The 20,747-nt window shown below is 62.8% G+C and carries 4 protein-coding genes (1 of these 4 cut by a window edge); all 4 read left to right on the top strand.

Translation table 11 applies throughout. The features are described from left to right. Positions 1-18,991, top strand: partial view of a hypothetical protein gene (locus DBY20_01155; protein PWL79860.1) — the 3' end only. Its footprint begins 24,113 nt before the window's first position; only the last 18,991 of its 43,104 coding nucleotides appear in the window; its start codon lies beyond the left edge, outside the window; its stop codon occupies positions 18,989-18,991. 380 nt (positions 18,992-19,371) lie between these two features. Next, on the top strand, positions 19,372-19,683 hold the full coding sequence (locus tag DBY20_01160) for a hypothetical protein (protein PWL79861.1): 312 nt from the start codon (positions 19,372-19,374) through the stop codon (positions 19,681-19,683). Further along, complete coding sequence (locus tag DBY20_01165) at positions 19,673-19,960, top strand: putative addiction module antidote protein (protein ID PWL79862.1); 288 nt, start codon at positions 19,673-19,675, stop codon at positions 19,958-19,960. Before DBY20_01160 ends, DBY20_01165 begins: the two co-directional genes overlap by 11 nt. A 445-nt stretch (positions 19,961-20,405) precedes the next feature. Beyond that, positions 20,406-20,672, top strand: coding sequence for a type II toxin-antitoxin system RelE/ParE family toxin (locus DBY20_01170; protein ID PWL80000.1), 267 nt, complete (start codon positions 20,406-20,408; stop codon positions 20,670-20,672). Positions 20,673-20,747: the final 75 nt, after the last annotated feature.

Consider the following 20,747-nt stretch of genomic DNA (forward strand, 5'->3'; position numbering starts at 1 on the left):
CAAGCAGGAGATCACGCTGGATGGCGACGACATCACGCTGTACGCCGTCTGGACCGAGCTCGTCTACAAGATCCACTACATCACCGACGGCGGCACCTACATCTCGCCGGCGCGCCTGCACTGGGACGAGGCCTCCGTCATTCCCGAGGAAGACCCGACCTGGGACGGCCGCACCTTCAACGGCTGGTATTCCGAGGACAATACCGGCGTCCCGGCTGGTAGCGCCCCTAACGGCGTCAGGGGAGTCTACGGCATGACCGTGGCCGAGTTCGCCGCGCTCATGAACTTCGATTACCGCGTCACCGACATGAACGTCTACGCCTGGTGGATCCCCAAGAACGCCACGCTGCACTACGGCGTGTGGCAGGGCGTCGGCGGTACCGTCAGCGTCTACGAGGAGACCATCGACTCGGCCACGGGCGTTCCCACCGGCTCGATCGCCACCCCGTCCAAGAGCTACGCCTTCATCGGCTGGGTTGACGCCTCCGGTCGCCTCGTGTGGACCTCCGAGAACCTCGTGCCCACCAAGACCGCCAACGAGGCCTGGGTCGACGGCACCATCTGGTACGCGAAGTTCGCCTACGACACCTACACGATCCGCTACGACTCCAACGGCGCCGAGTCCGGCAGCATTCCCGACCAGTACGTGGGCTATGACGAGACCACCTACCTGACCGAAAACAACGAGCGCCTGCAGCGCAAGGGCTTCACCTTCCTCGGCTGGTCCAAGGAGAAGCACGACTACTTCGTCGATGGCGACGCGGCTCGTGCCGCCCGCGATTACGTCGATGGCGCGCAGATCACCTCGATCTGCCCGAAGGGCCAGTCCATCATCACGCTGTACGCCGTGTGGCTCATGACGGGCTACAAGGTCAACTACGTGCTGACCGACCAGAACGACTTCTACGGCGAGCACTACCTGGGCTACATCGACGACAACCTCAACGGCATCAAGCACATCTACGGCGATCAGGTCACCGCCCTGCTCGAGACCGATACGCACAACGCGCATCGCGAGGGTTACAACTTCGCCGGTTGGAAGTACTACACCGACAACGGCACGCCGGTCTTCGTGGACTTCGGCTCGACCTTCGAGATGCCCAACTACGAGATCACCCTCGAGCCCAACTGGCGCCCGATCAGCTACACCGTGCAGATCCTGCCCGGCGAGGTTCCCGCGGCCAACGTCATTGCCGACTACGCCTTTGACGAGTTCCTCAAGTACGACGCCAACAAGATGCCCTACTTCGAGTTCGAGGTGGCCTGGGACGAGATGTTCGACGCCCTGCAGCGCTTCACCGCGCCGGGTTACGAGTTCGTCGATTGGTACGTCACCGGTGGCCAGAGCTGGTACGTGGACGTCGACGGTCCGCATGAGCCCGGCTGGTACAAGAACTTCTCCGACGACCTCAACGGCACCGCCGTCGTCGTCTTCACGGCCCGCTGGCGCACCGAGGCCCAGCACGTGGTCTTCACCACGCCCGATCCCAACGAGGGCGTCATCGGTGGTGCCTACGAGCAGGACATCTACATTGGCGACGTGGTGGCCTACGACAAGCTCGCCATCCAGCCCGCGCACAAGAAGTACCTGGCCGGCTGGAACGCCGAGGAGGTCGTGACCGTCGATGGCGTCTCGACCACCAACACCTACACCAACCTCACCCTCGACGAGGTTGCCAACTGGGAGGTCAAGGGCAAGATCACCTTCACCGCCATCTGGAAGGACGGCTTTGCCATCCAGTACAAAGAGGGTAGGGAAGAGATCGGCGTCGGCATCTTCGGCGACTTCTACGGCGACCATGACCACAGCCACGACATCGACGGCATCGAGGGCAAGACGCTGTTTGCCCACGTCGCCCCCGATTCGCCCACGCCCGCCTATAACGGCATGACCTTTGGCCAGCCGCGCAGCATCGACAACAAGCTCTACAGCTTTGCCGGTTGGACGTACCTTGATTACGCCACCGGCCAGTGGCTCACGATCGGTCAGGTCGACCTCTCCGACATCGTGGTCACCGAGGACCGCATCTACTACGCGGTGTGGGCGACGGCCGGCTACTTCATCGACTTCGAGCCCAACTTCCCGACGCAGCCCACTTACGGCGACGTCGAGTTCAAGAACGACGGCGAGATGGACGTCCAGGGCATGAGCTTCGGCGTCGAGGTCGCGCTGGCCCCCAACCGCTACACGGCCAACGGCTTCGAGTTCCTCGGCTGGTCCACCAAGCCGGTCAACCATGACCTCAACACCGGCGCGGCGGCGCTGCTCTTCGGCACCGCCTTCCCGGCCAACTTCGACGATGACGCGGTTGCCGCGGCACTTGACGCCTGGGGTACCGAGCTCATCCTCGACAAGTCGATGTTCCGCCGCCTCGACGACGGCACCATCGCCTACGGCGCGACGATCAAGCTCTACGCCGTGTGGCGCGTGGCGACCTACGACGTCTTCATCGACAATGGCGACGCCAACTCCGGCGAGGTCACCGGCGATGCCGACCAGATCGCGCAGAAGGTGCCCTATGGCGGCGGCGCCGTGACCGATACCATCACGGCCACGCCCTACGACAAGCACGCGTTCAAGGGCTGGGACTTCGAGGTGACTCTCGACGACGGCACGACCTTCAACGGCACCGTCGCCGATCTGTCCGACCTTCCCATCTACGGCACGGTGAAGGTCTATGCGAACTGGGAGCGTACCTACTCACTCACCTACGCTCCCGGAACGCATGGCGTGTGGAGCGTCACCGACGAGGGCGCCCATTTCGAGGGCCTGCGCGCCGGCGATACCCCCGACACCTTCCCCGAGTTCAGCGCCAAGAACGGCCTGTGGACTCCGCCGTACCAGATCTCGCTCAATGGCGAGCTGGCGTACCACCAGCTGCCCAAGAGCAATGACGAGAACTACATCTTCGACGGCTGGCAGAGCAGCGATGGACGCTTCTTCCTGACCATCGCCGATGCCGCCAAGGCGCTCATGACCGAGCCGGCAGACGGCGAGGGCATCACGCTCACCGCGACCTGGATCTACGCGCAGGTCACCATCAAGTTCGACCCGGGTGCGGGCGAGCCGGTCCTCGACGAGTACGGCAATTCGCTGCTCGCTCCCAAGACGGCCGTGCCCTACACCGTGGTCACGCTGCCCAGCAGCCTGTCCGCCACCCGCACCGGTTACACGCTCGACGGCTGGATGCTCGACGGCGTGCTCTACCCGGTCACCTACAACGGTGGCGTCATGGTCGCCCCGCGTCATAGCGTCACGATGCTCGCCCACTGGGCCGAGCAGGTCGTCACCATCACCTACCATGCCGAGGCCACCAACACCACCGGCTCCGGCTACATCTCCGGCGACGGCGGCTCGCTGCACTGGGAGCCCTTCAAGCCCGGCTTCGTGCTGAACGGCCAGGGCGAGCAGATCGCCCCGGTGCGCTCCGACACGGTGAGCCAGAAGCTCCTCAGCGTCACGGGCAAGGCCGTGGACTGGGAGGATGGTCAGACCGTCGTGAGCGATTACCCGCTCATCATCAAGGCCACGGCCCGTACCGGCTATCACTTCCTGTACTGGGTCGACCACAACAACAACATCGTCTCCTACGAGTCCTCCTTCGTGGCACCGCAGAGCGCCGCGGGCGTCTGGGAGAACTCCGAGTACTACGCGATCTTCGCCGAGGACGAGGACGTCAAGATCTACTACCGCATCAGCGACTACGACAAGGGCTGGCTGCGCTGGAGCAGCGAGGAGCTGGCACCTGCCACCGGTAACCCGCGCGGCACCGAGCTCATCCTGCTGCCCGGCTTCGAGCTGGACCACTGGGAGGACGACCTCGGCAACATCGTGGGCGGCCCGGACGACAAGATCTTCTTCCCGCCGCGCTACGACACGTACAACAACTCCGGCTACAAGGGCCAGGACACCTACGTGAGCCACGTCTACACCGCCGTGGTCAAGAGCGCGCCTGCCGTCAAGTTCAAGGTGGAGCACTACCGCCAGGAGGAGAGCGGCACGACCTTCGAGTTCGTCGAGGAGGCCACGGGTTACTACGCCGGTCCGACCAACGGCTTTGTCGCCGTGGTCAAGCATGACGACTCCGGCCGTTACCACCTGGCCCAGCTCTCCGACACGGGCAAGGTCCTCGAGGGTTCGCTGTTCCAGGTGCTCGATGCCGACGGCAACGTCATCCAGACGGCCGTTGACTTTGGTCTGCAGGACGGCGAGCAGCTGCTCATGGACGACAAGTTCCTGCACGAGGGCGCCCTCAACTGGGTCTACGACCCGGAGGTTTCGGCCCAGACGAGCCGCATCATCCTGACCACCACCGCCGAGGGCGAGCACGTGGTGCGCCTGTACTACTCGCTGCATCCCAGCCAGTACGCGCGCATCGTCTACGAGGTCCAGAACCGCCTGAACGACGGCACGACCGAGTTTGGCAACGGCGCCTACGGCGCGACCGACCCGACCTACGAGCTCGTCGCCCCGGGTGCCCTGACCACCGGTTCCACCGCACAGCCCGCTCCCGCAGGCTTCGAGTTCTACGGCTGGTTCCGCTCCGACGGCACGCGCCTCACCGACGGCGCCACCTTCACCTACGCGCCCACCATTGCCGACCTCGGCCTGGACGCATGGGAAGTCGGCCGCGCCTACACCGTGTACGCCGTGTACCGCGAGCTCGCCGACGTGACCACCTACTATGGCGTCAAGGACGGGAAGGGTGGCACGCTCTCCAAGGAAGTCGAGATCTATCCGCCCGTCTCCGGTGCCCCGAGCGGCCCGGACATCACCACGGCTCCCGGCTACATCTTCGACCACTGGGAGGACAAGGACGGCAACTACATCCTCATCGATGGCACCAGCATCGTTCCCTCGCTCGTGACCGAGGACACCGAGCTCATGACCGAGGCGCTGCACCTGTTCAAGGACGCCGACGGCACCTACTACAACCAGGACGGCAAGACCTACTTCGCGGTCTTCCGCTTCACCAAGGTCGACGTGACCATCGAGCACTACCGCGTCATCGAGGGCGAGATCGTCAACGCCAAGGAAGACGGAACCCTCGTCACCGGCGTCAACAAGCCCTGGATCATCGAGAGCCTCAAGATCCTGGCGGAGAGCGACATCGACGGCACCGTGGCCAACCCCGACTTCGGGAACCATGGCTCCTACGAGCCTGACTGGCCCGGCTTCACGCTTGACCTCACCTGGGGTGGCACCATCAAGACCGCCAAGGTCAACCCCGATGGCACCACCGTGCTGCGCCTGTACTACACGGCAAACGAGACCACCTCGTTCACCGTGCACAGCAAGCTGGTCTACGAAGACGGCACCATCGTCGACTACGATGACTACATCCACGGCACCACGCCCGATGGCGTCATCCACGACGATTGGGGCGGTATCACCGACACCGAGATGTCGCTCATGGTCAAGGTCGGCGACGAGTGGATGCTGCTCGATGGCTCCACGCCCGAGACGACGGCCGTCAAGGGCCACCAGGCTCCCGTCATCGTGCCCGCCGGCTACGAGTGGGACAACAGCCGCATCGATAACATGCGCGGCATCGTCAAGGGCGATGGCAGCCTCGAGCTCACCGTGTACTTCAAACCGAAGCACAACGGCACCAGCTACTCGGTCGAGTACTGGACCGTCGATGGCATGAACAACCTCACCCGCGTCCACACTGACGTCTTCGACATGCAGACCGCCGGTGACCCGGCCGATGCCGAGACCGACCAGTCCAAGCTGGCCGCCGACGTCTACGCGCGCCTCATGGGCTACGAGTTCACCATGGACACCATGGACGTCACCTACGAGGGCAACCACGTGCTCGTGAAGTCGGTTATCCATGCCGACCACATCGCCGGCGACGGCTCCACGACCCTGCGCGTCTACTACAAGGCGCTGCCGCGCACCCTGCACTACGTCACCGGCACCGGTACGGTGTGGAGCGACGGCGGCACCGACGACAGCCATGACCTGGCACTTGCCACCGGCACGCAGACCAGCCTCATCAAGGGCGGCGTCTCGCGTCCGGGCTACGAGTTCAAGGGCTGGTCGCTCGAGAACTACGGCCTGCTCACCACGGGCACCGCCTCCATCAACGAGGCCCAACGCATGGCCGACAACGGCCTGATCATCACCGACGACCCCTGGACCGTCATCACGAGCAACGACCCCGTGATCAACCTCTACGCCGTGTGGAGCGCACTGCCCACTACCTACGACGTCGAGGTCTGGGTCGTCAACGGCGACAACTCCATCGAGCACTACACCACCTACGACCTCGTTGGCGTGGCCGGCACCACCGGCAACACCGTGGACTTCTCCGACCCGACGGCTCCGTTCGAGAGCTGGGGCGTCAACGCCGACGAGAAGCTCATGCTCGGCGAGGACTTCGTCATCAACGTTCCCGGCTTCCTGTTCATGAAGAACGGCTACACGCCCACTCCGGGCCAGGCGACCGTCGGCGGCGTGACCGCCCCGGCTGGCAGCGTCTACTCCGCGCAGATCGACGCCACGGGCACCAAGCTCATCCTGTTCTTCAACGCCACCGAGGTCGAGTACACTGTGCGCATCCAGAAGATGCTCTCCAACGGTACCGTCTACGACGCCTCCACCGACACCGTCAAGGCTAACGCCGGCTCCTGGGCCCATGCCGTGGCGACGCTGCCCGGTCCGGGCGACGCCGGTTTTGACGCGACGGCAAGCTACTACGTCGTCACCGACAACATGCCGGGCTTCGAGCTCGTGTGGGATCTCTCGCCGATCGTGTCGACCCGCATCAAGGGCGATGGCACGAGCGAGCTCGTCATCATGTTCCGCGCCAAGGACTACGCGCTCACCTATGATTTCATGACGCCGAATGCCTACTGGACGAGCAACGACCTCAATCGCGACGGCATCAACATGGCCAAGGTCCACTCCGAGGACGTCATCACGCTGCCGAGCAACGCGGCCGTGACCCGCGAGGGCTACGAGCTCCTCGGCTGGGCCACGAGCGCCGCCGATGCCGCCGCGGGCATCTTCGATCCGAGCGCCGCCGCCGGCTCCAAGACCTACGTCACGCCGGCAAGCGACGTCGACGTCATCCTCTACGCCGTGTGGCGCGCCATCGAGGTGCCCTACACCGTCGAGGTCTACACCGTGACCGCCGATGGCACCGAGAAGCGTCGCAAGGACCTCGAGAAGCTGTGGCTGTTTGCCGACGAGCTGGGCGACACCCTGCTCAAGGCCCCGACGGATTCCCTCGTGGGCTTCGACAAGAACTCGCCGGCACCAGCTGGCCTGCTCACTGCGCCCACGTTCACGGGCTACACCTTCTATCCCGAGTACGCCAAGGCCATCAACACCGGCATCGTCAAGGGTAGCGGCGACCTCAAGCTCAAGCTCTACTACACGCCCAACCAGTACGGCTCCAACTTCGTCGTCGAGTACTGGTACTGGAGCCCCGAGGGCACTACGGGCATGCCCACCAAGTTCGACGAGAACACCGTTCCCTCCGAGCGCGTCTGGGGCACCGCCGGCTTCGTGGCCAACGTCAACAAGAACGGTGCACCCACCTATATCGACGCCTCCGGTAACCTCGTGGGCCCGGCCGATGCCAACGGCCACATCCACGGCGACGAGTCCGATGGCCGTAACTCCTTCAGCTATCTGGTCAAGGACATCCCCGGTTACCAGTTCCAGGCAACCAAGACCTGGCGTTACAGCGGCGTGTCGGGCGACACCAACGACTTCATCTACAGCTACCTGGGTATCGATGGTGCCACCAAGGTGACCACCATCAAGTACGGCACAATGTACGGCACCCATGCCACTGGTACCATCCAGGGCGACAACAGCCTCGTGCTCTACCTGTTCTACGAGCCCGTCGAGCGCACCCTGACCTTCCATCCCGAGCCGGGCGGCTGGGCTGGCGGCAGCGACAAGTTCTCGACCAACACCTCGACGATCCACTACGTCACGGGCCAGAAGGTCGACGTGCCGGCGGCCAAGGACGTGGACCGCAAGGGCTATGACCTCATCGGCTGGACCACCGTGGCCGGTGGCACCACGCCCGAGTACGTGGCTGGTACCGACACCGCCAAGTACACCATGACGCTTGATCCCGACCAGCACCTCTACGCGGTCTACGCGGTGCGCAACGACACCAAGTACACCGTCGAGCACTACCGCGTCGGCGTCGTGCTCAACGCCAACGGCACCATCAAGCACGTCATCAACGTCGAGGACACGCCCATCTACACCACCACGCAGATTGGCACCACCGAGGCCACGGGCACGGGGCTCCCGCTTACCGGCGGCACCGATTACCCCGACCTCATCGGCTACAACTACTACGTGGGCTTCAACCAGTACGGCGACCTGGTCTATGCCGACGGCAGCAAGGTCGATCCGGCCATCGTCGAGCTTCTGAGCGACACGATCATGGGCGACGGCTCCACGACGCTGCGCCTGTACTACGTCGCCACACCCGTGAGCTACACCATCGAGTACTGGACGGTTTCCGGCTCCGGTGTGGCCACCAAGTACGGCGAGCGCACGGACCGCGAGGGCATCGCCGGCACCTGGGCCAAGGCCGATGCCGAGTACAAGCCGGGCACCACGACCTCCTTCCTGGATTACTTCACCTACGCCGCGGATGGCAGCCAGCCCATCCTCACGCTCACCCACGATGCCTTTGACATGGTCATCCCGGGCTACACGTACACGCCCGACACCATCTCCCTGGGTGGCATGACCTACCGCAGCGACGCGTACAAGAAGGTCAACGGTGACGGCTCCACGGTCATCAAGCTCTACTACATGCCCAAGGAGTACACGCTCAACCTGAGCCTCAAGCTCGGCGCCAGCGACGCACATTGGAACCTCAACTACAACGGTGGTGGCGCGGAGTTCCTGCGCAACATCGACGCCAACGATATCGCCGGTCGTGTCGTGCGCTCCAAGGAAGACATCTTCCTGCCGAGTACCGCGATCGCCAGCCGTGACGGCTACCTGCTCAAGGGCTGGTACATCGGCGTCGAGGGCGTCACCCTCAAGGGCCAGGCCTCCATTGACTTCTACAACGACCTCGCCACGAGGATCGACCAGCTGCGCGCCGACAGCGAGTTCGGCGGCGAGCTCACCGACTGGGAGTACACGACGCCCGAGAGCGACGTCAACGTCACGCTGTACGCCGTGTGGGTTGCCCAGAACTCGCACTTCTCCATCGAGCACTACAAGGTCATCGACGGCAACGTGCCCGCCAACCCGGCCTACGTCGACACCGATCCCAACTACCAGTACGCCACGGGCGATAACGTGACGCTTTCCGAGGTCACCAGGCTGTGGGGTAGCCCCATCGTCGACACCACCGCCACCTTCAGCGACGGCGGCACGATCTACGACTTCCGCGGCTACACCTTCGACGCCACGGACGCCCTGGGCGTGGCCGTGTGGACCGCCGAGGTCCTGGGCGACGGCTCCACGGTGCTCAAGCTCTACTACACCTCCAACACCGACACCGACTACGTGCTCGAGCATTACCTCGTCACCGGTGCCGGCACCATCAAGGGCGACGGTCCGATCTACGTCGAGCATCTCGAGGGCCTCACCGACACGATGATCGTGCTGGCCGACAAGGAGCACTCGCAGGCGCTGTACACCGACCCGACCACGGGCAAGGTCTACGACTTCCGCGGCTACGTCTTCCGTCCGCGCAGCGACGGCCCGTATCGCCTGGTCAACGGCAAGTACGTGCAGACCGATGCCGATGCGACGATCCTGGGCAGCGGCGAGCGCGTGCTCAAGCTCTACTACCTGGCCCAGACCGTGCACCTGCAGCTCGAGCTCGGCACCGCCGACAACGACCCGGCCGACGGCGTCACCGACGCGCACTGGCTCAACGCCGGCCGCGACATCTCCGGCAACAAGCTCGCTGACAGCATCATCACGCTGCCGACGGCCGATGCCGCCATCAGGCCCGGCTACGAGCTGGTCGGCTGGTACATCAGCGATCTGGGCTCCAACGAGGAGGGCAGGCGCTCGGTCGAGATCGCCAACGAGATCATGGGTTACCACCAGCTCGACACCACGGGTGCCAACAACGTCTTCGTGCCGGTGGGCGCGAGCTACACCGTGCCGCAGATCGGCGCGACCCTCTACGCCGTGTGGCGCGCCAAGGAAATCGAGTACGAGGTCGAGCGTTGGCAGATCGTCGGCAGCAACATCGCCGCCGTCAAGATCGACACCGTCATCCGCACGGGCTACACTGGCGACTTCGCCCATGGCAGCTTCGACGGCAACGACGAGACCGTGCCGCTGGGCTACCACCTGATGGGCACCGACCCGGCCGACCCGACGAGCGTCACCATCAAGGGCGTCACCTACGAGAACCTCAACGCCGTCGATGGCGTGAACAAGATCACGGCCAACCCCGTCGGTCCCAGGATCGTCCACGTCTTCCTGGCAAACGACGGCACCGAGTTCTACATCGAGCACTACCTGGTCGATGGCTCCGGTGCGCTCGTCCAGGGCACCGGTGGCGTGGACTACGTGCTGCGCGAGCTTTCCAGCGGCAAGACCGGCGATATCGTCAACGCCGCAAGCTGGGTGCGCCCGATCGCCACCGACGACGGCAACAACTACATCTTCACCGGCTACGACTTCTTCAAGGATTACCGCTACCCGGCCGACCCGAGCGTCTACGAAATCTACGAGGGCTCGATTTCGGCCGACCCGGATGCTCCGCTAGTCCTGCGCCTCTACTACGGTGCGGCCATCCAGCACCTCGACTTCTACATCGGCGACGTCGACTTCGACATGGACGGCAACCCGGATGCCGAGTGGCTCATCGACAAGCCCGAGGCCGACTACCGCACCGGTAGCAAGGTGACGCTGCCGGTGGGCGCCAGCGCCCAGCGTCCGGGCTACACGCTCGTGGGCTGGTACGAGGCCCCGACGGCCGCCGACGGCGAGGCCGTCTCCAACCTCGTCGGCACCCTGGCCCGCGATTGGCACGACACCTACATCTCGGCCGACTTCTTCCATCCGGTCGGCAGCGAGTGGCGCATGGCCAACCATGACACGATCCTGTACGCCGTATGGCGCGCCAACAACGACACCGAGTACACCGTCGAGGTCTGGGTCATCCAGGGCGACGGCACCGAGGACCACCTGCCGCAGTACGACGTGAACGCCAAGGGCATCACGGGCGACAAGGTCGTCCATGGTGACGACGTGACCACGCCGGCCAATCCGTATGCCGTGCGCAACCCGAACGACGGCACGCGCGAGTCGCTGGCCGGTGACCCGTACAACTACGACATCAAGAACGTGTGGGGCTACACCTACGACGCGACCCGTACCGGCACCGAGGGCGTCGGCTACGTGAGCGCCGAGAAGAGCGCCAACGGCAAGCTCGTCCTCAAGGTCTGGTACCGCGCCGTCGAGAACGGCACGACCTTCTTCGTCCAGAACTGGTACGTGCCCGTTGATAGCCAGGGCAAGAAGCTCACGCCGCTCAAAGCCGGCGACACCATCACGCAGTACGGCACGGCTGGCTCCTACGTGCGCGTCGACGCCGACCCGGCCCTGACCGGCACCGGCAACGGCACGGAGCCCCTGCCGTTCCTCTACGCCTACGTCACCAACATCGACGGCTACGAGTACAACCCGAACTTCAACTACAAGCTCCCCGAGGGCTCCGTCGACGCCGTCACCTTCATGACGATCCACACCGGTCGCATCATCGGTCACGAGAACCCGAACAAGATCGACGACGGCGGCCTGGTGCTCTACCTCTTCTACGAGGTGAAGTACTTCACGCTCACCATCGACCCGGCCGGCGGCGTCTTTGCCGATGACGGCTCGACCGCCTCGCGCTCCGAGCTCCTGGCCCCGGGCCACAGCACCAAGCTGCCCGGCGCCACGCAGGTTACCCGCACGGGCTTCGAGCTCACCGGCTGGACCGATGGCGTCAACACCTATCCGCTGGGCACCGGTGGCAACGGCCCGCTGTTCGTGATGCCCGGCAACGACGTGACCGTCACGGCCGTCTGGGAGGCCCTGCCCGTGGCCTACGAGGTCTACCACTTCAAGGTGCATCATGACGGCACCCTGGACCTCGCCTGCGTCGACAAGTACCAGAAGAAGGCCGGCACCACCGCCACGGTGGCCGACCGCGGCACCGATCCGCAGCCCGACGTCGAGACCCACGTGGACGTCAACGGCGTGGTCAACGGAACCTTCACGAGCGTCAACGCGCTCACGACGCTCAACTACACGAGCCCGGCGACGCAATCGCTGTGGATGGGCTACGCGCACTTCTTCCCGGGTGGCACCTACCACTGGGACGGCGACGCGCGCCTGGCGGCCGGTGACTACTCCATGGTCGAGCAGGCCGTGGTCATGCCCGACGGCTCCACCAAGCTCTTCGTCTTCTACGATGCGCAGCTCGTCGAGTACAAGGTCGTCCGCTACAAGGTGACCGGTGACGGCAACCGCGTCCAGATCGACACCGATCCGATCATCTACCAGGGCTACACCGACAACACGGCCTTTGCCGACGGCAACTACCACGGCGCCGCAAACGCGGGCGTCTCGGCTGGCGACCTGTCCATCGAGTACCAGTTCGCCGACACCGACGTGCCCGGCTACACCTACCGCGAGCAGGACGCCCCGAGCGCCTTCCCCTATAACGGCGCCTGGAACAGCAAGGCCCATGGCAAGATCGTCGGCGACCAGAGCCGCCAGCTCACGCTGTACCTCTACTACGAGGCCGACGAGCACACCGTGACCCTCAAGCTGCACGAGCCCGTCAATGCCGAGACCTTTGGCACCTTCAAGCCGGATGTCAACTGGACCTTCGTGGACGAGTACACGCTGCAGCGCACCTACCGCACCGAGACCACCACCGTCTCGCTGCCGGCCGACCTGTTCGACCCGAGCACGCATCGCCACAACGTGTCGCGTGCCAACCCGTTCCGCAGCGGCTACGAGCTCGTGGGCTGGTCGACTTCGATGGCTGGCTCGAACCTCTTTGGCAAGGACTCCGTCGACATGGCGGCCATCATGCGCGGCTACGTCCATGACTTCAATGACCCGAGCCTGGCCGGCGCCGACTTCACCGACGGCACCGCCCAGTTCTTCGTCGATGACGCCCTCAAGATCGTGACCCCGGCCACCGACCTGGTCCTGTGGGCCGTGTGGTCTGCCGACCTCAACACCACCTTCACGGTGAACCGCCACAAGGTCACCGGCAACGGCGACATCGTGCTCGACGGCACCGAGGTGTTCGAGGGCTACACCGATGCCACCGTCATCGCTGACCAGAACTACGTCGAGCGCGTGCTGCGCCAGCCCGTGACCAACACCGACCTGCTGTCCTACGTCTACGGCGACCGTCCCATCACGGGCTACAGCTACCATCGCATCATTCCCGATACGATCACGCTGCCCAACGGCATGGTCATCGCCGTTCCCGGTGCGGGCACCACGTCCAGCTACATGGGCCGCATCGCCGCCGACGGCAGCCTCGTGCTCGACCTCTACTACGCTCCGTTCGAGGTCGTGGAGCCGGGCGATCCCGATCCCAACCCGGATCCCAACCCGAACCCGGATCCCAACCCGACCGACCCCGATCCGGACAACCCCGATCCGGACGATCCCAACGAGCCCGATCCCAACGATCCGGACGATCCCAACCCGCGCCCGGTGCCCGATCCCGATCCCAACAGGCCCGATCCGCCCACGCCTCCGGGACCTGACGATCCGGACCCGTACCCGGTCGACCCCGATATCCCCGATCCGGATATCCCCTCGCTGCACACCTTGATCTACCGCACCGGCCCCGCCGGCAAGTGGGTCAACGGCGAGTGGGTCACGAGCCCGCAGGAGAACAAGGTCTACTACTACTTCACCGAGCAGACCATCGATGTCATGCAGTTCATCCCCGAGCGCCCGGGCTACGAGGTGCTGGGCTGGTCCACCGACCGTACCGGCTCGACCACCTACGGTAGCGATAACCGCACCGCCGCCGAGCAAATCGCCGGCACGGACGCGACCGATCCGTTCAACCACATCGATCCGGGTGTCCGCACCATCACCGGCTACGGCAAGGACATGTTCGGCGACAAGGAGAAGAACCCGAACCTGAACCTCATCGACGGCACCGCCCACTACTACTGGGCCAAGGGTGACGCCGACGTGGTCATGCCCGCCGGTCCGGTGGTCGTCTACGCCGTCTACTACGCGCTTGACGACTACGCCACCTACACGGTCGACCACTGGAGGGTTGATGGCAACGGTGACATCAAGGCTGCCGTGACCGAGACGGTCAACTGCATCACCGACGAGGTCGTGTATGCCATCGACCGCTTGGGCGACCAGGTCAAGATCGACAACTACACGGCCATGAAGAAGCCGTTTAACGAGGACGCCCAGTTCACCGGTTACACCATCCTCGATGATGCTGGTACGGTAACCTACAACCCGAACATCTGGACGACCCTGGATCATAACGTGCGCAGCGGCCGCGCCAAGGCCGATGGCAGCCTCACGCTATCGCTGTTCTACACGGCCGACCCAATCAAGATCTACTTCGATTTGGGCAGCTACGGCAAGATGACCCTGGCTGATGGCACCGTGATTACTGGCGACAGCTACTACATCGAGGCATTTACCGAGCAGCGTATCCAGCTCAATCCGTACTCTGACGTTGAGCGCCTGGGTTATGACCATGATGGTTGGACGACCGTCAAGACCGTCGATGGTACCGACGTAGCCGACGCCAAGGGCACCAAGGCTGACGATATCGAGATTTATCTCCAGGGCAACGGCCTGTACATCGATAGGACGGGATTCTGGACTGCGGGCAATACCGATATCGTGCTGCATGCCGTCTGGGCACCGTATTACGTACGCGTCAACTACGTCATCGGCGGTACGGGTGATGTCGTGAACTATGGCATACCGACTGGTCCGCGCTACTTCGTTGACGATGAGATTACGCCGCCGGGTACCACGTTACTCGAGCGTCCCGGCTATAAGCTGCGTGGCTGGTATTACACCAGCGAGGTTCTTGTGGATGGCGTGCCTGTCAACGTCGGCACCTCCGAGGGTACGCTCTCGGTGCGTGCTGCCGATGTCGCTGCTGCCGATACGGTCAAGTACGTCGACGACCTCATCAACGGCAACCACTTCACACGCTGCAATGGCACGCTGTGCGATCCGTACACCATTCCTGTGGGTGCTGGCCGCTCCATCAGCCTGTACGCCGTGTGGCAGGCCGACAACACGACCGAGTACACGGTTGAGTACTACAAGGTCGATGGCAACGGCCTGCTCCAGGACGTCGTGTCTCTCAAGGCCCATGGCGTGACCGGAGAGTCCGTAACCATCGTCGATCCGAACAGCACCAGCTATAACCCGAGCGTCTACGAGGGTCGTCTCGAGCCGTGGAAGAACGCATTCGAGGGCTACGAGGCCCAGTACACGACGCCCGTGACCTATGACATCGATGGCCGCGCTGGCATGACGCCGATTCCGGTTCCTGGCGCCTCCATCTCGGCTGCTTCGAGCTTTGCCGACTTCTACGGCCCGTTTGCCTTCAGCTACTCCATCCTGTCGGCTCCCACCGGCGTCATCACCGCTGACGGCAACCTGAAGCTCACGCTGTTCTACAGCGCAAAGCCCTCGCAGATCCTGCTCGATCTGGGCGACGGGACGAACACGACCGGCACCTGGGCCACGGGTGCGCAGGTGGCCTACGACCACTTCACCAACCCGGGCGTCTCCGATAGCGTGAGGGTGTACCTGCCGGGTGCCGACGATCTGGTGCGCGAGGGCTACGAGTTCAAGGGCTGGTCCACCAACATGGCCGCCCTGCGCGATACGGCCAACGGCAATGCGCTGCTCACCGGTAAGGCGTCGGTGGATGCGGCGGCCACGTGGGTTGGCTTGACCTCGAGCACGGACAAGGTGCCCGACTACATCGCCCCGGGTGGCAACTTCATCATGCCAGGCCATGGCGTGACGCTGTACGCCATCTGGGAGGCCAAGGAAGTCGAGTACCAGGTCGTGCGCTACGTCATCGACGGCAACGGCAACCGCACCGTCCATGACGTGACCATCCACACCGGCTGGACCGACGAGATCGCCGTGGCCGAGGATGGCGACGAGACCGACGTCTTCACCTACACCAACACCGACAACAAGCCCATCGACGGCTATCGCTACTTCCTCGCCGCCGACGGTGACGTGTACTACCCGCTACCCAATGGCTCCAACGTGACCTGGCTCGACGACGGTGGCAATACCGTGCAGTCCACCGCCAACGGCGCGATCCTGGGCCATGGCGGCCTGGACGTGGCCGACGCCGATGGCATCTGGAGTGTCGTCGATGGCCAGATCCTCACGCTCACGCTCTACTACGTGCCCCGTGCCTACATCCTCAACCTGGATCTGGGTGCCGGCACGTGGCAGGATGCGGGTGGCAACGACACCTCGGCAACCGACCCGTCGGGCACGTACCTGACCGGCACCATCATCGACCTGCCCTACGACCAGAGCTACGGCGGCACCGTGAGCATGATCGCCGACGGCATCCCCTACGCGTTGCAGGGCTGGGCCTACGACGATGGCCGCACCGAACCGTTCACCCTGACGCTGTCCGACGGCAGCCAGGCCAACCTGACCCTGAGCCAGCTGCTCGACCGTGCCAAGACTGCCGCCAAGCTCGACAACTTCGTGTACCTGCAGGCCCTCAAGGACGCCGGCCTGCTCATCGAGTCCGATGCCACGCACATGACCGGACAGTTCACCATGCCGGGCCATGACACGACGCTCGTGGCCGTCTGGTCGCTGTCGGTGCAGAAGCTGACCTTCGATCCGAGCGGCTATGCCGACATCAACGATCCGAGCTTCGTCATTCTCGATCCGAACGATCCCAGCAAGACTCTGACCTCGCTGTATCACATGTACTACAACAGCGATGGCACGGTTGACGAGACCCAGGATGATTCGGCCAAGGCCCTGGGCGAGTGGAACACGACTAACAAGCAGGCCCCGGCAGGCTTCGAAGACGGGAAACAGCACAATATTGCCGAGCTCGTGACGCTGCCGTCGCCTGACATGGTCTATCGCACGGGCTACATGCTCATCGGCTGGTCGACCAAGTTCGATGCCACGCAACCCGATCCGGGTCTGGCCTACATCGACGTGGACGGTGACGGCATTCCCGAGAAGGCTCCCACCAACTGGACCATGCCGGCCGAGGAGACCACGTTGCACGCCGTGTGGAGCCCCAAGCGTGTCGAGCTCTTCTACGATCCCGACGATGAGGAGAGGTTGGTCATCCCGCCGGCTCCGACCCTGGGCTACACCGACTGCGTCGCGTCTATCACCGACGAGGTTCCCACGCGCCCGGGTTACACCTTCGTGGGCTGGGCCAATTCCTCGGGCAGCGAGAAAATTGACTATGTCGCGAATGGAGACTACAAGATGAAACCGCCCACCGTCTCCTGGATTCCGGCGGGTGACGGCAGTGGCAACACGATCCTCAAGGAGACCGACTCGAACATTGTCTATGGTGTGTGGAAGGCGAACAAGGTCACGCTGATTTACATGTCGTACACCGACGAGTCTCCGTCTGACTACGTGCCCGTGAAGGAGCTCCAGGTCGATCCCGGTGATTTCTTTGACAATAAGTTTGATCAGAACAAGGACGTCGACAATAACGGCGATTACATCACCGAGAACGACTACCTGCCCTACAAGCCGGTCGGTTGGTACAGCTACGATTACGGCGATTTCTTCGATGCGACGATGAACAATCCAGACGACTTTGGCTACGATCTCACGATCCAGTACCTTATCGACACCTTTGGCTTGGACGAAAATGGCAATGTTGTCGTTTGGGCCGAGCTCGAGATGCGCACGATTGAAGTTACTTTTGACTCCGGCGGTTATGATCAGAGCAACTATTTCAATTCTGTTCAGTATATTTCGTGGGATCAGTCACCAATTGAAGCACTGACATGGCAGGGCAACATGCTCTTCGAGTGCTATGACGAGAACTTCGATCTTGTCGATGACACGCTCACTTGCGGCGACATCCTCATCCGCCTTGGTAGGGCAGTAGAAGACACGCTTTTCATCGTAATTACTTGGGATACGTTTGCTTACACTGTTCACTTCGAGTTTCCTGATGGTTCAGATTCTACAGAAAGCATTAACTATGAGCAGTACATTCCCATTCCAGATGTTGACATGTCACAGTACCCGGGGCAGAGTTTCGTTGGATGGTTTACTCCCGAGGGAGTGGAAGTAACTAACCTTTTGAGGTATGGAGAAGTTGTCCCTGACCATGAGATATTTGATCTGTACCTGCACCTCGAACTCACTCCCGCCCCTGGTACCTCAAGCTCGCCAGCCGAAGGGGCCGACGACATCGCCAACTCCACGGGTGGCAACGGCGGCGGCACTATCATGGGCCCGGCGGGCTCCGATGACGTGACCGATGAACTGCCGGGCAACGTCTCCCTCGTCGTCGATGACGTGCTCTCCAGCGTGAGGCTGCCGCAGCTCGTTGGCACCAGCACCATTGGCGTCGTGGAGGCAAGCCGTGCGCTCACAGGCGCCGAGGCCATGGTTGCCACCTACGCCGCTCCCGCCGTTGTCTACGAGGTCGCCGGCGAGCCCCAGTCCTCGCGCACCAGCGCGGGCAACGTGACCACCGTCTCCCGCACGGCCACGAACAACAGCTACGGCACGAACGCCACTCAGGCCAGCGTTCTTTCCGCCATTACCGATAGCATTCTCACGGAGGCATCGCAGGTCAGGATCGCGACTCCCGTCGCCGATCAGATCTCTGCCTCGGTCCACGCGGCAAACGCTGGAGTCGCCTCACTCACCGGCACTGTGTGCAGCGGCTCCAGCGTCCCCGCATTCCCGACCTCCATCGCCACCAGCATGGCTCCCGTGGCCGTCGTCCCCGCCACCACCCGTCGCGAGGCGTAAGGGAAAAGCGCACTCGCTTCGCTCGCCTTGCATGCGCTCGCTGACGCGCGCGGAGAGCGACCGGCGCATGTCCCTCTTGTCATCTCGACCGGACGCTGAGACACATTGGACAGGTACATCTGTCTCAATGAGATGGTGCGGTGTCGCATCTCATCCCAAAATCATTTGGCTTTATGTCCGAAGTTGCTCCGGGAAGTCCCGGAGATTCGACCACGCGCGCTCGGCGATTCTGTTAGACGCGAGGCGTAGAGTAGGGAAGCGTTGACGAGACGGTCAGCCTGCAGACATTTACGGAAGATGGATCTCTTCTGCCATCTATGCACATTGTCTCAAAAGTCAGGATGATGTATCTTATAAGATACAGTTAGGTCAAAAAACTCATGAGAATCATAAAGACGTCAACCTACGAGAAATGGTTCAGAAGACTCAGAGACAGAAATGCTCAGGCACGGATTAACGCACGGTTGCGTCGCATAGGAGTCCATGGCGAGGTGGTTGGTGATTTTAGGATTCTCGGGGATAAGGTAATTGAATTGCGCTTCGATATGGGGCCCGGCTATCGCATCTACGTTACTGTCAAAAAGGAAGAGCTTCTCTTACTGCTTGTTGGCGGCGACAAGTCAACTCAGGATGCGGACATACGGAAGGCGAAGGAGCTGTCACGGCTTTGGAGGGATACAGATGAAGCTTGAGACAAGCGCATGGGACGCGAGCGAGTATCTCGAAAGCGAAGAAGACATCGCTGCGTACCTGACCGCAATCATGGAAGAGGGCGACCCCGCCCTTCTGCAAGCGGCGCTTGGCGATATTGCCAAGGCGCGGGGGATGACCGAGATTGCGAGAGAGGCCAACGTGGGTCGCGAAAGCTTGTACAAGTCCCTTTCCGAAACCGGCAACCCATCTTTTCGGACCATCGCCAAGGTCGCGGCATCGCTGGGCCTGGAAATCGCCTTTAAACCCGCTCCCTAAGATTCGAAATGAAGGGCGAGATTTCTCGACTCCGCTCGCTTTGTCGCGCTCGAAATGGTGGGGGACACAGTGTCATCTCGACTGGAGCGGCCGTAAGGCCGCGGAACGGAGAGATCTCCTTTTATGTGCTTTCCGACACTATGGTGACCCCTGCGGCTCCTTAGACGGCATCTGAGTCCCCCTGGCAGCCAGTTTCCATACCGCATCTCACTCCGAAATCATTTGGCTCCATGCCCGAGATCGCTCCGGGAAATCCCGGCGATTCGACCATGCGCGCTCGGCGATTCTGTTAGATGCGAGGGGTAGGGTGGGGGAGAGTTGATTGCATGAGAATTATCATATATGATAATCACGCGAAAGAGGCAATGTGTTCGACATACGCTATTACGAGAGTCATGCCGGTCGCAGGCCCGTCGAGGAGTTTATTGATGGGCTCGACGTGAAGATGCGCGCCAAGGTCTTTGGCAGGCTCGAGCTGCTCGAAGAGTATGGCTCGCAGATCGGAATGCCGTTTTCCAGACACCTCGAGGATGGGATATTCGAGCTACGGCTGGCGCAGGGTGGCAACACAGTGCGGATACTTTACTTCTTCGCCGTAGGAAGGACGATCGTCCTGACCCACGGTTTTGTCAAGAAGACACGGAGAACGCCTGCTCGGGAGATAGAACGGGCAAAGCGGTTGCGCGGAGATTGGAAGCAGCGCCATGAGTGACTTCAGAAGGCACTTGGAGAGGTCCCTCGCGGATGAGGACTTCAGGGCCGAATGGGACGCGCAATCTGTCGAGCG

The sequence above is a fragment of the Coriobacteriia bacterium genome (assembly GCA_003149935.1).
In the GTDB taxonomy this organism is placed as follows: Bacteria; Actinomycetota; Coriobacteriia; order Coriobacteriales; family QAMH01; genus QAMH01.